Origin of the sequence: Streptomyces sp. FXJ1.172 (assembly GCF_001636945.3) — a bacterium.
In the GTDB taxonomy this organism is placed as follows: domain Bacteria; phylum Actinomycetota; class Actinomycetes; order Streptomycetales; family Streptomycetaceae; genus Streptomyces.
Genome location: NZ_CP119133.2, coordinates 6,702,116 through 6,720,166, shown reverse-complemented (window position 1 = coordinate 6,720,166; position 18,051 = coordinate 6,702,116). Strand labels below are relative to the sequence as shown.

Below are 18,051 nucleotides of genomic sequence, written 5' to 3'. Positions count from 1 at the left end.
ACAGCACAGCTAGGCGGCCTCGTCCAGGCCGACGGCGCCGGGCAGCTCGGCGAGCACCGGCCTGCCCTGGTCGGCCAGCTCGCGGCGGGGGCAGGCGCCGCGGCCGAGGAGGGCCTGGATCCGGCGGACGCACGAGCCGCAGTCCGTGCCGGCCTTGCATGCGGAGGCTATCTGGCGGGGGGTGCAGGCGCCGTCCTCCGCGTGCTGCTTGACCTGGGCCTCGGTGATGCCGAAGCAGCTGCAGACGTACACGCGGATTCACCTCCCGACGGGATCACTGTGCTACTGCCATCCCCTTGATCGGTGAGGCAAACCTAACCTTACCCGTCGGGCAGGGTCCGCAAAAGTGGGGAAGGGCGCGGATCGGATGTGATCCGCGCCCCAGATCGCCCACGGGGACCTGCCGGTCCTACTGGTCCCGGTACATCTCCGCGACGAGGAACGCCAGGTCGAGCGACTGGCTGCGGTTCAGCCGCGGGTCGCAGGCCGTCTCGTAGCGCTGGTGCAGGTCGTCGACGAAGATCTCGTCGCCGCCGCCCACGCACTCGGTGACGTCGTCGCCGGTCAGCTCGACATGGATGCCGCCCGGGTGGGTGCCGAGGGCCTTGTGGACCTCGAAGAATCCCTTGACCTCGTCCAGCACGTCGTCGAAGCGGCGGGTCTTGTGCCCGGAGGCCGCCTCGAAGGTGTTGCCGTGCATCGGGTCGGTCACCCAGGCCACCGTCGCGCCGGACGCCGTGACCTTCTCGACCAGCTCGGGGAGCTTGTCGCGGATCTTGTCGGCGCCCATGCGGACGATGAACGTCAGCCGGCCCGGCTCCCGGTCGGGGTCGAGGCGGTCGATGTACTTCAGCGCGTCCTCGGCCGTCGTCGTCGGGCCGAGCTTGATGCCGAGCGGGTTGCGGATCTTCGAGGCGAACTCGATGTGCGCCCCGTCCAGCTGGCGGGTGCGCTCGCCGATCCACACCATGTGCGCGGAGACGTCGTACAGCTTGCCGGTGCGGGAGTCGACCCGGGTCAGGGCGGACTCGTAGTCCAGCAGCAGCGCCTCGTGCGAGGAGAACAGCTCGACGGTCTTGAACTCCTCCGGGTCCGTGCCGCAGGCCCGCATGAAGTTCAGCGCGTTGTCGATCTCCCGCGCGAGCTGCTCGTAGCGCTGGCCCGACGGCGAGGTGCGGACGAAGTCCTGGTTCCAGGCGTGCACCTGGCGCAGGTCGGCGTAACCGCCGGTGGTGAAGGCGCGCACCAGGTTCAGCGTGGACGCCGAGGCGTGGTACATGTGCTTGAGCCGCTCGGGGTCCGGGATGCGGGACGCCTCGGTGAAGTCGAAACCGTTGACGGAGTCGCCCCGGTACACCGGGAGCGTCACGCCGTCGCGGGTCTCGGTCGGCTTGGAGCGCGGCTTGGAGTACTGCCCCGCGATCCGGCCGACCTTCACCACGGGCACGGCGGCCGCGTAGGTGAGGACGGCACCCATCTGGAGCAGCGTCTTCAGCTTGTTGCGGATGTGGTCGGCGGACACCGCGTCGAAGGCCTCGGCACAGTCGCCGCCCTGGAGGAGGAACGCCTCTCCCTTGGCGACGGCCGCCATCCGGGCGCGCAGCTGGTCGCACTCGCCCGCGAAGACGAGCGGCGGATACGACTCGAGGTCCGCGATCACTGCGCGCAGAGCCTCGGCGTCGGGGTACTCGGGCTGCTGCGCCGCGGGCAGGTTTCGCCAGGTGTTGCCAGCGCTCTCGCTGGTCTTAGCGTTCACGGTCACCTCGTAAACATTACGGGGTCGCGCCGCGTGCGTTGATTTCTGGCTCGAAGGGTGAGACGCGCCGTTTGACCCGTGGACCGGTGCCGGGTGCGGTAGAGTTCCTGGCATGTTCGCGCTTTCGACCCAGAACTGCACCCAGAACTGGTGGTGGACCGCTTCTCCGGCGGCCCGCTGACTGCGCGTATCCAGACTTCGCGAAGGCCGCCCGAGGGGCGGCCTTCGGTGCGTTCCGGGGTCGTTCCTCTCTGTCAGAAGATCGAGAAGGAGCACCCGTGGATCTCCAGGACCTGTTGCACGACCCCCGTCCCTTCGCCCTGCTCCGCCGCCGTACGCCCGGCCGGGACGAGAACGTGGTGGAACTGCTGCTCGGCCCGGTGAGCAGCCGCGAGCGGCTGGCCGACCTGCCGGACGAGGGCCTCGCCCTCGTCCCGTTCCGGCAGATCCGCGAACGTGGCTTCGACGTCCGTGACGACGCCACCCCGCTGCTGGTGCTCACCCCCGAGCAGTCGTACGAGATCCCCCTCGAGGAGGCGCTGGAGCGGCTCCCGGCGCACGAGGTGCGGGTCGAGGACGGCGGTTTCGACGTCGACGACGAGGAGTACGCCGAGACCGTCGGGCGGGTGCTGGCCGAGGAGATCGGCCGGGGCGAGGGCGCGAACTTCGTGATCCGGCGCACCTACGGGGGCAGGATCCCGGGCTTCGGGCGCGCGGACGCGCTCGCGCTGTTCCGGCGGCTGCTGGCGGGCGAGCGGGGGGCGTACTGGACGTTCGTGGTGCACACCGGGGACCGGACGCTGGTGGGCGCGAGCCCGGAGGTGCATGTGCGGATGTCCGGCGGCACGGTCGTGATGAACCCGATCAGCGGCACGTACCGGTATCCCGCCCAGGGCCCGACCCCGGAGCACCTGCTCTCCTTCCTCGCCGACGGCAAGGAGATCGAGGAGCTGTCGATGGTCGTCGACGAGGAGCTGAAGATGATGTGCACCGTCGGCGACATGGGCGGGGTCGTCGTCGGACCGCGGCTGAAGGAGATGGCCCACCTCGCGCACACCGAGTACGAACTGCGCGGCAAGTCTTCCCTGGACGCGCGGGAGGTGCTGAAGGAGACCATGTTCGCGGCGACCGTCACCGGCTCGCCGGTGCAGAACGCCTGCCGGGTGATCGAGCGGTACGAGACCGGGGGGCGCGGCTACTACGCGGGGGCGCTGGCGCTGCTCGGGCGGGACTGCGGCGGTGCGCAGACACTGGACTCCCCCATCCTGATCCGCACCGCCGACATCTGTGCCGAGGGGCAGCTGCGGGTCCCGGTCGGGGCGACGCTGGTGCGCGGTTCGGACCCGGCGGGCGAGGTCGCGGAGACGCATGCGAAGGCGGCCGGTGTGCTGGCGGCCCTCGGGGTACGGCCGGCCCGGCCGCGCGCGGAGCGGGAGCGGCCCCGGCTCGCCGACGACCCGCGGGTGCGGGCCGCGCTGGACGGGCGGCGGGCCTCGCTCGCCCCGTTCTGGCTGCGGATGCAGGAACGGCTGCCGGCGGTCGAGGGCCACGCCCTCGTCGTGGACGGCGAGGACACCTTCACGGCGATGCTGGCGCACGTGCTGCGCTCGGGCGGCCTGGAGGTGACCGTACGGCGGTACGACGAGCCGGGGCTGCGGGCGGCCGTGCTCGGGCACCAGGGCCTGATGGTGCTCGGTCCCGGCCCGGGCGACCCCTGTGACCTGGCCGACCCGAAGATGCGGTTGCTGCGGGAGCTGACCGCCACGGTGCTCCGGGAGCACCGGCACGGGGTGCTGGGGGTCTGCCTCGGCCATGAGCTGATCGCGGCCGAGCTTGGCCTGGACATCGTCCGCAAGGAGGTGCCGTACCAGGGAGCGCAGACGAGCGTGGACCTGTTCGGGCGACAGGAGACCGTCGGGTTCTACAACAGCTTCGTGGCGCGGTGCGACGAGGACGCGGCGCGGGAGCTGGCTGCGCACGGCGTGGAGGTGAGCCGGAGCGGCTCGCACGAGGTGCACGCCCTGCGGGGTCCGGGCTTCGCCGGGGTGCAGTTCCATCCCGAGTCGGTCCTCACTCTGAACGGGGCCGCGATCGTGCGGGAGCTGGTCGGCCGGCTGCGCGGGGCGAGCAGCGCGAGATGAGCGGGCGGGCCCGGGGACCGCTCGGTCCCCGGGCCCGGACCGGACTGTCAGCCGAAGAAGACCCCGACCTCCTCGTACAGCTTCGGGTCCACGGTCTTCAGCTTGGCCGTGGCCGCGGCCAGCGGGACACGGACGATGTCGGTGGCGCGCAGGGCGACCATGGTGCCGAAGTCGCCGTCGTGGACGCAGTCGATGGCGTGCAGGCCGAAGCGGGTGGCGAGCCAGCGGTCGAAGGCGCTGGGCGTGCCGCCGCGCTGGACGTGGCCGAGGACGGTGGTGCGGGCCTCCTTGCCGGTGCGGCTCTCGATCTCCTTGGCCAGCCACTCGCCGACCCCGGAGAGCCGGACGTGCCCGAAGGAGTCCAACGAGCCGTCCTTGAGGACCAGTTCGCCGTCCTTGGGCATGGCGCCCTCGGCGACGACCACGATCGGCGCGTACGACGCCCTGAAGCGGGAGGTCACCCAGGCGCAGACCTGCTCGATGTCGAAGCGCCGCTCGGGGATGAGGATGACGTTGGCGCCGCCGGCCAGCCCCGAGTGGATGGCGATCCAGCCGGCGTGCCGGCCCATCACCTCCACGACCAGGACCCGCATATGGGACTCGGCGGTGGTGTGCAGCCGGTCGATGGCCTCGGTGGCGATGTTGACGGCGGTGTCGAAGCCGAAGGTGTAGTCGGTGGCCGACAGGTCGTTGTCGATCGTCTTGGGCACCCCGACGCAGGGCACCGCGTACTCGTCGGACAGCCGTGCGGCGACGCCCAGGGTGTCCTCGCCGCCGATCGCGATGAGGGCCTGGACGTCCAGCTTGGCGAGGTTGTCCTTGATCCGGCGGACGCCGTTGTCCGCCTTGAGGGGGTTCGTTCGCGAAGAGCCGAGGATCGTGCCGCCGCGGGGCAGGATGCCGCGCACCGCGGGGATGTCGAGACGGACGGTGTCGCCCTCGAGAGGACCGCGCCAGCCGTCCCGGAAGCCGACGAAGTCATAGCCGTACTCCTGCACGCCCTTGCGGACGATGCCCCGGATGACGGCGTTGAGCCCGGGGCAGTCGCCGCCTCCGGTCAGTACTCCGACCCGCATGGAAAAGTCCCTTCACCGCGGTTTCCTGACACTTGGTCACGCTACGGTGACTTACGTCACATAGGGAGGGGCGGGACGGGTGATTCCGGTGCACGGCCGGAGCGGGCCCGGCGGTCCTACTCGTCGTCGAGTCCGCGCTCGATGGCGTAGCGCACCAGCTCGACCCGGTTGTGCAACTGGAGCTTGCCGAGGGTGTTCTGGACGTGGTTCTGCACCGTGCGGTGGGAGATGACGAGGCGTTCGGCGATCTGCTTGTAGCTCAGCCCCTTGGCGACCAGCCGCAGCACCTCCGTCTCCCGGTCCGTCAGCCGGGGTGCGCCCGGCTCGTCGGCGTCCGGGGCGGGGGCCGGTTCGCAGGCCAGGCGGCGGTACTCGCCGAGGACCAGTCCGGCGAGGCCCGGGGTGAACACCGGGTCGCCGACGGCGGTACGGCGCACGGCGTCCAGCAGGTCCTCGGTGGAGGCCGACTTCAGCAGATAGCCGGTCGCGCCGGACTTCACCGCCTCCAGGACGTCGGCGTGCTCGCCGCTCGCGGACAGGACGAGGACGCGCAACGCCGGGTTGTGGCCGACCAGTTCCTTGCACACCTGGACGCCGGGCTTGGCGGGCAGGTTGAGGTCCAGGACGAGGACGTCGGGGGCGGCGGCCTTGGCGCGGCGGACCGCCTGCTCGCCGTCGCCGGCGGTGGCGACCACGTCGAAGCCGGACTCGGCCAGGTCCCGGGCGACCGCGTCGCGCCACATGGGGTGGTCGTCCACCACCATGACCTTGATCGGGTCCTGCTGCTCGCTCATCGCCGCCCCGCCTTCGCGTTCTTCGGTACCTTCAGTTCCACTTCCGTGCCCTGCCCGGGGACGGAGCCGAGTTCGGCACTGCCGCCCAGGTCGCGCAGCCGGCCGCGGATGGACTGGGCGACCCCGAGCCGGCCCTCGCCCTCGGCCTGGGCGAGCCGGCCCTCGGGGATGCCGGGTCCGTCGTCCCGGACGGTCACGAGGACCTCGTCCGGCTCGTCCTCGACCAGGATCCAGGCCCGGGCCCCCTCGCCCGCGTGCTCGCGTACGTTGTCCAGGGCGGCCCCGACGGCGGCGGCCAGCTCCCGCGCGGCCGAAGCGGGCAGTTCGACCGGCGCGCCGGGCTCGGCCAGGCTCACCCGGGCGCCCGCGAAGGGCATCAGCAGCGTGCACAGATCCACCACGCCCTCGTCGTCCGGCCCCCCGGCGCCGCGTACGACGGCTCCGGCGGCGCCCGGCGACATCCGGGAGACCGGCAGCGGACCGCCGGAGACCAGCGTGCGCAGCGCCACCTCCTGTTCGCCCGCGAGCCGCCCCAGCTCCGCCGCCTCGCCGCCGATGACCGCGCCGCGCCGCTGCACCATCGCCAGCACCTGCAGCACGCTGTCGTGGATGTCCCGGGCGAGCCGCTCCCGCTCCCGGGTCGCGGCCTCGATCTCCAGGGCGCGGGCGAGGGTGCGCTCGGAGGCGCGGGCGACCTCCACGACGTAGCCGATGGCGAGGGAGGCCACCCAGACGAGGATCAGGCTGTTCACCGTGTCCCGGGCGGGATGGCCGCGTTCGACCAGGTTGGCCAGCGCAACCGGCGTGGAGGCGACGGCGGCCCAGTGCCAGCCGCCCTTGATCGCGAAGGCCAGCACCGCGCCTTCGGTCCATATCGACGGCAGGGTGGGGCCGCCCGCGACCGGCTGGTGGCTGTCGGCGAGCGGGGTGATCAGGACGCCGGTGAGGGCGATGGCCAGGTCGGCGGCCAGGAAGCGCTTGGTGCAGCTCACCGCGTTGCGCACCCTCGGCAGGGTGGCGAGGGTCCACACGAACAGGACGGCGAAGTAGCACACGGCGACCCAGGGACGCCCGAAGAGGGAGTGCCTGGTGATGCCCAGGCCGATCGCGTACAGCATGGTCAGGACGCGGTAGCCGGCGAGCGCGCGCCACAGCGGCAGCTCGACCGACATCCGTATCACGCGCTCGCGCTCGGGCATCTCCCCCGGTCCCCCGCCCCTCGGTCAGGCCTCTCGGTCAAGCCCCTTGGGCTTCCGCCTTCTTCTCGGCCTCCTTGGCCTTCTCCGCTTCCTTGGCCGCCTTCGCCGCCTCCGCGATCTGCCGCTTGGCGGCGGTCGCGTACATGTCGACGTACTCCTGGCCGGAGAGCTTCATGATCTCGTACATGACCTCGTCGGTCAGGGCGCGCAGGACGAAGCGGTCGTGCTCCATGCCGTGGTAGCGGCTGAAGTCCAGCGGCTTGCCGATCCGGATGCCGGGCCGCATCAGCTTCGGCATCACCTTGCCGGGCGGCTGGATCTTCTCCGTGTCGATCATCGCCACGGGGATGACCGGAGCGCCGGTGGCGAGCGCCACGCGCGCGAGGCCGCCGGGCTTGCCCCGGTAGAGCCGGCCGTCGGGCGAGCGGGTGCCCTCGGGATAGATGCCGAACAGCTCGCCGCGCTCGAGCACCTCTATGCCGCTCTTGATCGCGGCCTCGCCGGCGCCGCGCGCCCCGGAGCGGTCCACCGGCAGCTGTCCGACGCCCTTGAAGAAGGCCGCCGTCAGCCGGCCCTTCACGCCCGGGGTGGTGAAGTACTCGGCCTTCGCGATGAAGGTGACCTTGCGGTCCAGGACGGCGGGCAGGAAGAACGAGTCCGAGAAGGACAGGTGATTGCTCGCCAGGATGGCCGCGCCCTCGGCCGGGATGTTCTCCAGCCCCTCCACCCAGGGCCTGAAGGCGACCTTCAGCGGCCCTCCGATGGCGACCTTCATCGTGCCGTACAACACCCGTGTGCCTCCCGTTTCCGTCGAACAGACCTTAACCCGGAGGACCGTCAAAGGGCCCGACGACCCTGGTCGGTGTCAGTGCGGTCGCGTACGGTGAAGCACATGCCACTTCTCCCCGGAGCCGAGCCGTACCGCCACGAGGGCGGGGAGGCGGGGGTCCTCCTCTGCCACGGCTTCACCGGCTCGCCCCAGTCGCTGCGCCCCTGGGCGGAGCACCACGCGGCCCACGGCCTGACCGTGTCGCTGCCGCTGCTGCCCGGCCACGGCACCCGCTGGGAGGACATGCAGGTCACAGGCTGGCAGGACTGGTACGCGGAGGTGGACCGCGAGCTGCGCCTGCTCTCCGAGCGCTGCTCGCAGGTGTTCGTCGCGGGCCTGTCGATGGGCGGCGCCCTGGCCCTCAGGCTCGCGGCCCGGCACGGCGCGCGGGTCACGGGCGCGGTGGTCGTCAATCCGGCGAACAAGGTGCACGGCCTGTCGGCGTACGCCCTTCCGGTGGCCCGGCACCTCGTGCGCACGACGAAGGGCATCGCCAGCGACATCGCCAAGGAGGGCGCGGCGGAGCTGGGCTACGACCGGGTGCCGCTGCACGCGGCGCACTCGCTGCGGGTGTTCCTGCGCCGGCTGGACGGCGAGCTGCCCCAGGTCACCCAGCCGTTGCTGCTGCTGCGCAGCGCGCAGGACCACGTCGTGCCGGCCGTCGACTCGGCCCGGGTGCTGAGCCGGGTGTCGTCCACGGACGTGACGGAGATCGTGCTGGAACAGAGCTACCACGTGGCGACGTTGGACGAGGATGCGGACCGGATCTTCGAGGAGAGCCTCGCTTTCATCGGCCGGCTCGCGCCCGGTGTCGGCAAGGACGGCAAGGAAGGGACGGCCGCAGTTGGCTGAGCACGACTCGGACCGCGAGGGTCGCGAGCCGGACGACCAGGGGGCGCCCTTCGACGAGGACGCCGCCTGGCGGGCCATCGTCGCCGGGTACGGCGAGGAGCCGCCGGACCCGCCGGGCGCCAGACCCTTCAAGCCGGTGCAGGACCTCGCGCTCCCGGAGAAGGACGTTGAGGCGGACACCGCGCAGGACGGCAGGAGCGGGAAGGACGACTCCGCCTCTCCGCCGCCCGTCCGCCCGCTGGGCAGCTCGGTCACCTTCGCGCCCGGCATCGGCCCGCGCGACCACAGGGCTCCGGAGCCCTCCGAGGACGACTTCGACGAGGACGACGAGGGCCATTTCGTCCCGCCGGAGCCGCCCCCGCTGCCGACCGCGGACACCACCGCCAAGTTCGCCTGGCTCGGGGTGGTCGGCGGCCCGGTGCTGCTCCTGCTGGCGGTGCTGTTCGGCTGGGACATGACGTGGTGGCTGACCACCCTGGGCATCGGCGGCTTCCTCGGCGGCTTCGCCACGCTGGTGGCGCGGATGCGCACGGACGACGACGAGGACGACGACCCGGGGCGGGGCGCGGTGGTCTGAACTCCTCCGACTGATCAGGCAGTGCTCACGTCGCCGGTACCCGCAGGGCGGCGAGGACCGGGAGATGGTCCGTGGCCGCGGTCAGATCGGCGCGGGTGACGCCCGGCTGCCCGATCGGCACCCCGCAGCCGAGCACCTCGATGCCCTTGGTCGCGAAGACGGCGTCGATGCGCTGCGGAGGGTCGCTGTGCGGCCAGGTGGTCTCGCCGCCCCAAGGGGCCACTACGCGGCAGTCCTGGAGGCTCGCGGAGAGCCGCCCGAACGCGGCGCCGCCGGGGCCTTCGTTGAGGTCGCCGCCGGCGACGGCGTGCTCGGCGCCGAGCCCGGCGACGCGGTCGAGGAGCAGGCCGCCCTGCTCGTACCGCTCCTTGTCGTCCAGGCTCAGATGACAGCTGATCACCCCCAGCCGGGCCCCGCCGACACGGATCACGGCCGTGGCGAAGCCGCGCCGGTGGAGTCCGGGGGTGAGCGGAAGGAGGACGTCCTCGGTGCGCTCGACCGTGACACGGAGCGAGCAGAGGATCGCCGGGCCTGCCGCGGTGGCGCCGCCGGTGAGGACGACCTGGCCGGAGGCCGCCGCCAGCCGGGCCAGCTTCTTGCGCCAGCGGAAGAAGCGGGGGGCTTCCTGGACGAGGACCAGGTCGGGGGCGCAGGCGGTGATCACCCGGGCGAGGGCAGCGGTGTCGTCGCGCATCGAGCGGATGTTGTAGCTCAGGACGCGGATGACCGCGGAACCATCGGATTCGGTACGGGAGTTGGGAAGCAGCGTGCTGGTCGCCATGCCGCTCAACATACGACGATGCCCGCCGGCGTACGACGATGCCCGCCCGTCCCGGGACCGGACGCGGCGGGCACTGTCGTACGGCTTCTCACATGATCGGGTCGGGCTCCCGCGCCAGGTCCGCCGCGCCCACCAGGCCCGCCTTGTTGCCCAGCTGCGCCGCGATCACGTCGGCCACCGGGCGCCAGTTGCCGCCGACCAGCCAGCGCTTGTAGGACTTGCGGATCGGGTCGAGGACCAGTTCGCCCTCGTCGGACAGGCCGCCGCCGACGATGAACGCGGACGGGTCGAAGAGCGAGGCCAGGTCGGCAAGGCCGGCGCCGGCCCAGCGGGCCAGCTCGCGGTAGGAGTCGACGGCCACCGGGTCGCCCTGACGGGCGGCCATGGAGATGTGCTTGCCCTCGATGCCCTCGGGGGTGCCGTCGCCGAGCGAGAGCAGCAGCTCCGCGTGCTCGGGGGTGGCGTTGGCGCGCTGCTTGGCGTAGCGGACCAGGGCACGGCCGGAGGCGTACTGCTCCCAGCAGCCCTGCGAGCCGCAGCCGCACAGCAGGCCGTCCGGGACCATCCGGATGTGGCCGAACTCGGCGGCCACGCCGAAGTGCCCGCGGCGCAGCTTGTTGCCGATGATGATGCCGCCGCCGAGGCCGGTGCCGAGCGTGATGCAGATGACGTTGCGGTGGCCCTTGCCGGCGCCGAACTTGTACTCGCCCCAGGCGGCGGCGTTGGCGTCGTTCTCGACCACGACCGGGAGGCCCACGCGGGCCTCGACCTTCTCCTTCAGCGGCTCCTGGCGCCAGTCGATGTTCGGCGCGAAGTACACCGTCGAGCGCTGCCGGTTGACGTAACCGGCCGCACCGATGCCCACGCCGACGATCTCGTGCCCGGCGCGCGCGCCCTCCACGGCGGAGGCGATGGCGTCCACGATCGCCTCGGGCGTGCCCGGGGTCGGCACCTTGTGGGTCGAGAGGATGTTTCCTTCCTCGTCGACCACGCCGGCCGCAATCTTGGTGCCGCCGATGTCGACGCCGATGGTGAGTCCCATGAATCCCTCAGTTTCGGTCGAGCCCCGCTACGGCCAACCGTACCCGAGGCCCTGCCGTGGGAGCGCTTCAGTCCAGGTCGATCCGCTCCCCCGGACCTGTGCCCTCGCCCGGGTCCCGGCGCTCGCGCCGGTCGCCCGGGTCCTCGGGCCGCTCGCGGGTCAGGTCCTCGGCCGTGCGGGCGGTCCAGCGGCGCTCCTGGCCCTGGACGGCGGACCGGTAGGCGGCGAGCAGCTCGCCGCCGGCCGCGGCCAGGTGGTCGAAGACGTCCGGGTTGCGCTCCACGACGGGCTCGACGGCGGCCTTGGCCTGCTGTACGACCTGGCGCACCATCTGCTGGGCGGCCGGTCCGGCGAGGCCGCCGAGGAGGGGTGACTGCAGGCCGGAGAGCTTGTCGGCCACCGTGTCCACGAACTTCTTCAGTTCCTCGGCGGCCGAGCCGGGCTGCGGGCCGTGCCCGGCGCGGCGGCGGGCCTTCTCGGCGGCGAGGTCCTCGGCACAGGCGGTGGCCCAGGCGTCGGCGTCGGTCGCCCGGCCCTGTTTCCCGTATGCCTTTTCCTCGTGCGAGTCGGATGCGGGGCGCTCTTCGCTCATGGCGGACTCCTGACTACGGTTCGCCTGTACGACGTTACCCGAACGGGCGTACCCGGTTCATCGTCCGGCGGCGGGCCACAGGTCCGGGTCAGGGGCGAACCGGATGCACAGCTCGCCCTCGCGCAGTGCGGCGCCGGCGACGGTGCAGCGGCGCAGGGCCGAGGGCAGCGGAACAATCCGGCGGAACGGGCCGGCGGCGATCACGACTTCGTCGCCGCGCCGGATCAGGTCCAGCTCGTCCCGTATCGCGCCGGGCAGCGGGATGTGCCAGACCAGCACGCCGTCCCCGGCGATCCGGTCGGTGACGGGCCACCCGACCGGGGCGGGCGACGGGTTGACGCGGGGTACGGCGAGGTCCGCGAGGTCGTCGTCGCCGCGCGGGTCGCGGCCCAGGTGGGCGACGGGGTGGACGTCGTACGGCTGTTCCTGCCAGTCGGCGAGGGTCTTGCGCTGCTGGGCGAGGAGCGCGGCCGGCCAGCTGTCCGGCCCGGTCTCGGGCAGGGTGCGGTTGGCGATCAGGGCCTCGGTGCGCAGGCCGCGCAGGGCGAGGCCGAGGCCGGCGGTGCGCACGGCGTCGGCGCCGGCCGGGCCGGGCTCGGCGACCAGGCGTACGGCGGTGGCGCGGTCGGTGAGGACGGCCTCGACGGCGGCGAGTTCGACGTCCCAGCGGGCCGCCGTCTCGTACAGCCAGTCGGCGGGCATCGGCACCCCGGCCAGCCGGCCGAGGACCGGGCGCAGGGCGCGGGCCGCCTGCCGCTCGGGCGGGAGCAGCCGGCGCAGATAGCGGCGCAGTTCCTCGGGCAGGGCGAGCAGCGCCAGGGCCTGCGGGAGCGGCGGGAGGTCGACGACGAGGAGGTCGTAGCGCTCGCTGAGGGCGGCGTCCCTGAGCGCGCGCAGGAAGGACAGCTCCTCGGCCCCGGGCAGCGGGGTGACCTCCTCCGCGTCCAGGCGGGAGGCGCCGAGCAGGTCGAGGACGTTCGCGGCGCGGGACTGGAAGGCGGTCAGGTCCTCGCGGAAGCGGTCGGCCGCGTCGGGCCGCCAGGTGGTGAGGTTCGGCGCGGTTTCCTGCGGCGCCGGCCCTGTCGCGGAGCCCAGGGCCGCGCCGGGGGTGTCGGTGCGGTCGGCGCTCAGCAGGAGGGTTCTGGTGCCCTCGCGGGCGGCGGTGAGCGCAGTCGCGGCGGCGATCGTGGTACGACCGCTGCCGCCGGGGCCCGTGATCAGGATGGTGCGCATGAGGGTGAACCGTAACGGACTGCAGGGCCGCGGGGCGTTGGACCGGTGCCCCGTGCTGCGGGCCGGGTTACTGCTCGCCCGACTCCACCCTCTTCTTCAGACCGGCCAGCGCCCGGTCGATGATGACCTTTTCCGCCTTGCGCTTGATCATGCCGAGCATGGGGATCTTGACGTCGACGGTGAGCCGGTAGGTGACCTCGGTGGCGCCCTGGCCGGCCGGCTGGAGGAGGTAGGAGCCGTCGAGGGAGCGGAGCATCTGGGACTTCACCAGGCTCCAGGAGACCTCGTTCGCGCCGGTCCAGGTGTAGGCGAGGGTCTGGTCGTCCTTGATCGCGCCGGCGTCCATGACCAGGCGGACCTGCTCGGCGCGGCCCTGGCCGTCGGTCGCGAGGACCTCCGCCTCCTTCACCTCGCCGGTCCAGTCCGGGTAGCGCGCGAAGTCGGCGATCACCGCCATGACGTCGGCCGGTGCCGCCTCGATCGTGATGCTCGAGCTGGTGTGTTCCGCCATCGCCGTGGCTCCTCCAGATGCGGGCCGTACTGAGGTCGTCGTGCGCACGTGTGTGCAGCGTGAAGGCTACCGCGCCGCCGACCTGCCGCCTTCACTGCGTGTCCCGCTGATCACCATTCGAGCGCCCACGGCCTGCCGGTCCCGGCGAAGTGCCCCACGTTCACGCACTCGGTCGCGCCTATCCGCATCCGGCGCACGAGCGGCTGGTGGACGTGCCCGAAGAGCGAATACCGGGGTCTGGTGCGGCGGATGGCGGCCAGCAGGGCGCGGCTGCCGCGCTCGAAGCGGCGGGCGACGGTGTCGTAGACCAGCTCGGGGACCTCCGGCGGGATGTGCGTGCACAGCACGTCGACCTCGCCGACCGCCTCGATCTTCGCCGCGTACTCCTCGTCGTCGATCTCGTACGGCGTGCGCATGGGCGTCTTCAGGCCGCCGCCGACGAAGCCGAAGGTGCGGCCACCGATCTCCACCCGCTGGCCGTCGAGGACGGTGGTGCCGGGCCGGGCGTACTCCCGCCACAAAGGCGGCATGTCGACATTTCCGTAGGTGGCGTACGTAGGGGTGGGGAACACGGCGAACATCTCGGCGTACTGCTTGCGCACCGCCTTCTCGATGGCCCCGGCCCGGTCGGCGCCGATGCCGGCCCACAGCCGTGCACCGAACTCCCGGGCCTCCTCGAAGCGGCGGGCGGTGCGCAGCTCGACGATGCGGTCGGCGTTCTCCTTGCCGAACAGGTCGGGGAAGATGCCGCGCGAGTGGTCGGCGTAGTCGAGGAAGAGGACGAGGTCGCCCAGGCAGATCAGGGCGTCGGCACCCTCGCCGGCCCGGGCCAGGTCCCGGGCGTTGCCGTGCACGTCGCTGACCACGTGGACGCGTGTGCCGCGTGTCCTGCGTATTCCGGCGTTCCGGTTACCGGCGGGTGTGGATGCCATGGCGATCAAGCGTAGGCGTGTGCGGTGTGCGTGAACAGTGGCGGCCCGGCCTGCGGTTACTCGCCGGTCGGTTCGGCCGTGGACTACTGTGCGCGGAAGGAACGCCATCGTGTGTGACGCAGCGAACATCTCGCCCGGACCCCCTGTCGGGAACGCCATACCGGCGGGTAACGTCCGGGCCGTCCAGTCGTGCTCTGGATTTCAACCACCGAAGACCCGAGCACCAGCCCGAGCCTTGGACCGCACCGTCGCATCACACAGTGTCGTGGCGCCGGCGCCCTATGAGGAGCAGCAGTCTTGCGCGAGTTCAGCCTTCCGGCTTTGTACGAGGTCCCTGCGGACGGCAACCTGACCGACATCGTCCGCAGAAACGCCGCGCAGCATCCGGACGTCGCCGTCATCGCCCGCAAGGTCGGCGGGGTCTGGCAGGACGTGACGGCCCGGCAGTTCCTCGCCGAGGTGCACACCGCCGCCAAGGGCCTCATCGCGGCCGGGGTGCAGCCGGGCGACCGGGTGGGCCTGATGTCCCGCACCCGCTATGAGTGGACGCTCATGGACTTCGCGATCTGGAGCGCGGGCGCGGTCACCGTGCCGGTGTACGAGACCAGCTCGCCGGAGCAGGTGCAGTGGATCCTGTCCGACTCGGGCGCGACCGCGTGCGTGGTGGAGCTGGACTCCCACGCGGCGGCCGTGGAGTCGGTGCGCGAGTCGCTGCCCGCCCTCAAGCACGTCTGGCAGATCGAGGCCGGCGGCGTGGAGGAGCTGGGCCGGCTCGGGCAGGACGTGTCGGACCAGACGGTGGAGGAGCGCAGCTCGCTCGCCAGGGCCGACGACCCGGCGACCATCGTGTACACGAGCGGTACGACCGGCCGCCCCAAGGGCTGTGTGCTCACCCACCGCAGCTTCTTCGCCGAGTGCGGCAACATCGTGGAGCGACTGCGCCCGCTGTTCCGCACCGGCGAGTGCTCGGTGCTGCTCTTCCTGCCGCTCGCGCACGTCTTCGGCCGGCTCGTGCAGATCGCCCCGATGATGGCGCCGATCAAGCTGGGCTGTGTCCCGGACATCAAGCACCTCACCGACGAACTGGCCGCCTTCCGGCCGACGCTGGTCCTCGGTGTCCCGCGCGTCTTCGAGAAGGTCTACAACTCCGCGCGCGCCAAGGCGCAGGCGGACGGCAAGGGCGCGGTCTTCGACAAGGCGGCGGACACCGCGATCGCCTACAGCAAGGCGCTGGACAGCGCCTCCGGGCCGTCGTTCGGACTGAAGGTCAAGCACAAGGTCTTCGACCGGCTGGTCTACAGCAAGCTGCGCGCGGTGCTCGGCGGCCGGGGCGAGTACGCCATCTCCGGCGGCGCCCCCTTGGGCGAGCGGCTCGGCCACTTCTTCCGCGGCATCGGCTTCACGGTGCTGGAGGGCTACGGCCTGACCGAGTCCTGCGCGGCGACGGCGTTCAACCCGTGGGACCGGCAGAAGATCGGCACGGTCGGCCAGCCGCTGCCCGGCTCGGTGGTCCGGATAGCGGACGACGGCGAGGTGCTGCTGCACGGCGAGCACCTGTTCAAGGAGTACTGGAACAACCCGGGCGCGACCGCGGAGGCGCTGGCCGACGGCTGGTTCCACACCGGTGACATCGGCACCCTGGACGAGGACGGCTACCTCAGGATCACCGGCCGCAAGAAGGAGATCATCGTCACCGCGGGCGGCAAGAACGTCGCCCCGGCCGTGATCGAGGACCGGATCCGGGCGCACGCGCTGGTCGCGGAGTGCATGGTGGTGGGCGACGGGCGGCCGTTCGTGGGCGCGCTGGTCACCATCGACGACGAGTTCCTGGGCCGTTGGGCCGAAGAGCACGGCAAGCCTGCGGGCTCCACCGCGGCGTCGCTGAAGGACGATCCGGACCTGGTCGCGGCGATCCAGGCGGCGGTCGACGACGGCAACGCCGCGGTGTCGAAGGCGGAATCGGTGCGGAAGTTCCGCATTCTGTCCTCCCAGTTCACGGAGGAGTCGGGCCACCTCACCCCGTCGCTGAAGCTGAAGCGGAACGTGGTGGCGAAGGACTACGCATCCGAGATCGAGGCCATCTACGCGAAGTAGTCACCCATCAGTGCCTCCTGACGGTGCGTCATGGCGCGGTGTCCTCGGCGAGGACCCGCGCCATCGTGCGTTCGGCGAGCGCGGTGATGGTGACGAACGGGTTCACGCCGATGTTGCCGGGCACGAGCGAGCCGTCGGTGACGTAGAGCCGGTCGTAGCCCTTCACCCGGCCGTAGTCGTCGGTCGCCCTGCCGAGGACGCAGCCGCCGAGCGGGTGGTAGCAGAAGTCGTCGGCGAAGACCTTGCTCGTGGAGCCGAACAGGTCGTAGCGGTAGATGGTGGCGTTGGCCAGGTTGATCCGGTCGAACAGCTTCTTGGCCATAGCCACCGAGACCGCGCTCTGGGCGGGGGTCCAGCCGAGTTTCACCGCCCCGGACGAGGAGTCGTACGAGAACGACGCCCGCTCGGGGTTCTTGGTGATCGCCAGATAGAGGCTGATCCAGTGCTCGAACCCCATGGGCAGCGGGGCGATCTCGGCGAAGACCGGGTTGCCGGTGTTGGCCCAGTCGTCGATGCCCAGCACCGGCATGGTGGCCTGGTTCGCGCCGACGGTGTCCCAGACGTGGTTGGCGCGGCCGAGCATGGTGTTGCCGTTGGTGCCCCAGCCGGCGCCGACGTCGGCGGTCAGGCCGGGCAGGGTGCCGGTGTCCCGGGCGCGGACGAGGAGTTCGGTGGTGCCGAGGCTGCCGCCGCCGAGGAAGAGGTACGTGCAGCTGTACTGCCGTCTCTCCACGACCGCGCCGGTGGTGTCGGTCCGGTCGGTGCTCAGGACGTACGACCCGTCGCTCGCGCGGCTGACCGACGTGACCTTCTCCAGGGTGTTGACCGTGACGTTCCCGGTGCCGAGGGCGGCGGCCAGATAGGTCTTGTCGAGGCTGCGCTTGCCGTGGTTGTTGCCGTAGATGACCTCCCCGGCGAGCGCGGACCTCGTGGCCGTGCCGGCGGCCTCCTGCTGCATGTAGCCGAAGTCGTAGACGTTGGGCACGAAGGTGGTCTTCAGGCCCGCGTTGCCCGCCGCCTTCCGGGAGGTGCGGGCGAACCGGTACCACTCGGTGGACTCGAACCAGGCCGGGTCGATCGTGTTGACGCCGAGCGCGGCCCGGGCGCGCGGGTAGTAGGTGCCGTACATCTCGTCGGCGTCGACGGTCGGGAACTGCTCGGCGAAGTACGACTTCACGGGTGTGACCGCCATGCCGCCGTTGACGAGCGAGCCGCCGCCGACGCCCCGGCCGACGTAGACGGACATGTTGTCGTAGTGCACGCGGTCCAGGACGCCGGGGTAGGGGCTGATGTCCTTGTTGACGACGTCCAGCCAGAGGAAGGTCGCGAGCGGGGCCTCGGTGCGGCTGCGGAACCACATGGACCGCTGGTCGGGGGCGAGGGTGGAGCAGAAGACCTTGCCGTCGGCGCCGGCGGTGTTCCACAGCTGCCCCATCTCCAGGACGAGGGTGCGGATGCCGGCCTGGCCGAGCCGGAGGGCTGCGACGGCGCCGCCGTAGCCCGAACCGACCACGATGGCCGGGGAGTTGTCGGCCTCGGGCGGTTCGGCGGCGTGCGCGGACTGGAGACCGATGCGGGTGAGACCGGCCGTGGCGGCGGTCTGGAGGGCGATCATGCCCAGGATGTGGCGTCTGGTCAGTTG

At 71.8% G+C, this 18,051-nt stretch carries 17 protein-coding genes; 4 read left to right on the top strand and 13 right to left on the bottom strand.

Features of this window, described 5'->3' with window-relative positions; all coding sequences use genetic code 11:
- Window positions 1-9: 9 nt before the first annotated feature.
- Together A6P39_RS30145 and A6P39_RS30140 are read right to left on the bottom strand one after the other, a co-directional pair.
- Complete coding sequence (locus tag A6P39_RS30145) at window positions 10-252, bottom strand: (2Fe-2S)-binding protein (RefSeq protein ID WP_067042498.1); 243 nt, start codon at window positions 250-252, stop codon at window positions 10-12.
- Between the two features lie 157 nt (window positions 253-409).
- Window positions 410-1,762, bottom strand: coding sequence for a class II 3-deoxy-7-phosphoheptulonate synthase (locus A6P39_RS30140; protein WP_067042495.1), 1,353 nt, complete (start codon window positions 1,760-1,762; stop codon window positions 410-412).
- Between the two features lie 272 nt (window positions 1,763-2,034).
- On the opposite strand from A6P39_RS30140, the gene A6P39_RS30135 reads away from it, so the two are divergent.
- Window positions 2,035-3,897, top strand: a complete 1,863-nt coding sequence (locus A6P39_RS30135) for an anthranilate synthase family protein (RefSeq protein ID WP_067042491.1) — start codon at window positions 2,035-2,037, stop codon at window positions 3,895-3,897.
- A gap of 47 nt (window positions 3,898-3,944) precedes the next feature.
- Here the strand turns inward: A6P39_RS30135 and A6P39_RS30130 are convergent, their stop codons facing one another.
- From A6P39_RS30130 to A6P39_RS30115, 4 genes are all read right to left on the bottom strand, one after another.
- Entirely contained in the window at window positions 3,945-4,973 is a 1,029-nt protein-coding gene (locus A6P39_RS30130) for a 6-phosphofructokinase (protein WP_067042488.1), read from the bottom strand.
- A gap of 116 nt (window positions 4,974-5,089) precedes the next feature.
- Window positions 5,090-5,767, bottom strand: a complete 678-nt coding sequence (locus A6P39_RS30125; RefSeq protein ID WP_067042486.1) for a response regulator — start codon at window positions 5,765-5,767, stop codon at window positions 5,090-5,092.
- Window positions 5,764-6,966 carry a MacS family sensor histidine kinase gene (gene macS, locus A6P39_RS30120; protein WP_067042483.1) on the bottom strand — a complete coding sequence of 401 codons (1,203 nt, stop codon included), beginning with the start codon at window positions 6,964-6,966 and terminating at the stop codon, window positions 5,764-5,766. Before macS ends, A6P39_RS30125 begins: the two co-directional genes overlap by 4 nt.
- Before the next feature lie 37 nt (window positions 6,967-7,003).
- On the bottom strand, window positions 7,004-7,741 hold the full coding sequence (locus tag A6P39_RS30115; protein ID WP_079133251.1) for a lysophospholipid acyltransferase family protein: 738 nt from the start codon (window positions 7,739-7,741) through the stop codon (window positions 7,004-7,006).
- Between the two features lie 117 nt (window positions 7,742-7,858).
- Here A6P39_RS30115 and A6P39_RS30110 point away from each other — a divergent pair, with 117 nt between their 5' ends.
- A complete protein-coding gene (locus A6P39_RS30110; protein ID WP_067042974.1) occupies window positions 7,859-8,647 on the top strand; it encodes an alpha/beta hydrolase in 789 nt (262 codons plus the stop codon).
- Complete coding sequence (locus A6P39_RS30105) at window positions 8,640-9,224, top strand: hypothetical protein (RefSeq protein ID WP_067042481.1); 585 nt, start codon at window positions 8,640-8,642, stop codon at window positions 9,222-9,224. The genes A6P39_RS30110 and A6P39_RS30105 overlap by 8 nt, the downstream gene beginning before the upstream one ends.
- Before the next feature lie 25 nt (window positions 9,225-9,249).
- On the opposite strand, the gene A6P39_RS30100 is transcribed toward A6P39_RS30105, so the two are convergent.
- From A6P39_RS30100 to A6P39_RS30075, 6 genes are all read right to left on the bottom strand, one after another.
- A complete protein-coding gene (locus A6P39_RS30100) occupies window positions 9,250-10,005 on the bottom strand; it encodes an endonuclease/exonuclease/phosphatase family protein (RefSeq protein WP_067042479.1) in 756 nt (251 codons plus the stop codon).
- 88 nt (window positions 10,006-10,093) lie between these two features.
- The gene (locus tag A6P39_RS30095) at window positions 10,094-11,047 is read right to left on the bottom strand and encodes an ROK family glucokinase (protein WP_067042476.1); all 954 of its coding nucleotides are present in this window, start codon (window positions 11,045-11,047) and stop codon (window positions 10,094-10,096) included.
- Window positions 11,048-11,114: 67 nt separating this feature from the next.
- Complete coding sequence (locus A6P39_RS30090) at window positions 11,115-11,639, bottom strand: DUF5304 domain-containing protein (protein WP_067042473.1); 525 nt, start codon at window positions 11,637-11,639, stop codon at window positions 11,115-11,117.
- Between the two features lie 57 nt (window positions 11,640-11,696).
- Window positions 11,697-12,872 (bottom strand): ArsA family ATPase, encoded by a 1,176-nt coding sequence (locus tag A6P39_RS30085; RefSeq protein WP_067042470.1) that lies wholly within the window; start codon window positions 12,870-12,872, stop codon window positions 11,697-11,699.
- Window positions 12,873-12,939: 67 nt separating this feature from the next.
- Window positions 12,940-13,383 carry an SRPBCC family protein gene (locus A6P39_RS30080; protein ID WP_067042468.1) on the bottom strand — a complete coding sequence of 148 codons (444 nt, stop codon included), beginning with the start codon at window positions 13,381-13,383 and terminating at the stop codon, window positions 12,940-12,942.
- 110 nt (window positions 13,384-13,493) lie between these two features.
- Complete coding sequence (locus tag A6P39_RS30075) at window positions 13,494-14,315, bottom strand: metallophosphoesterase family protein (protein ID WP_199840737.1); 822 nt, start codon at window positions 14,313-14,315, stop codon at window positions 13,494-13,496.
- 297 nt (window positions 14,316-14,612) lie between these two features.
- On the opposite strand from A6P39_RS30075, the gene A6P39_RS30070 reads away from it, so the two are divergent.
- Complete coding sequence (locus A6P39_RS30070; protein WP_275883923.1) at window positions 14,613-16,409, top strand: AMP-dependent synthetase/ligase; 1,797 nt, start codon at window positions 14,613-14,615, stop codon at window positions 16,407-16,409.
- Between the two features lie 28 nt (window positions 16,410-16,437).
- Here the strand turns inward: A6P39_RS30070 and A6P39_RS30065 are convergent, their stop codons facing one another.
- Window positions 16,438-18,024 (bottom strand): GMC oxidoreductase, encoded by a 1,587-nt coding sequence (locus tag A6P39_RS30065; protein WP_067038920.1) that lies wholly within the window; start codon window positions 18,022-18,024, stop codon window positions 16,438-16,440.
- Between the last annotated feature and the right edge of the window lie 27 nt (window positions 18,025-18,051).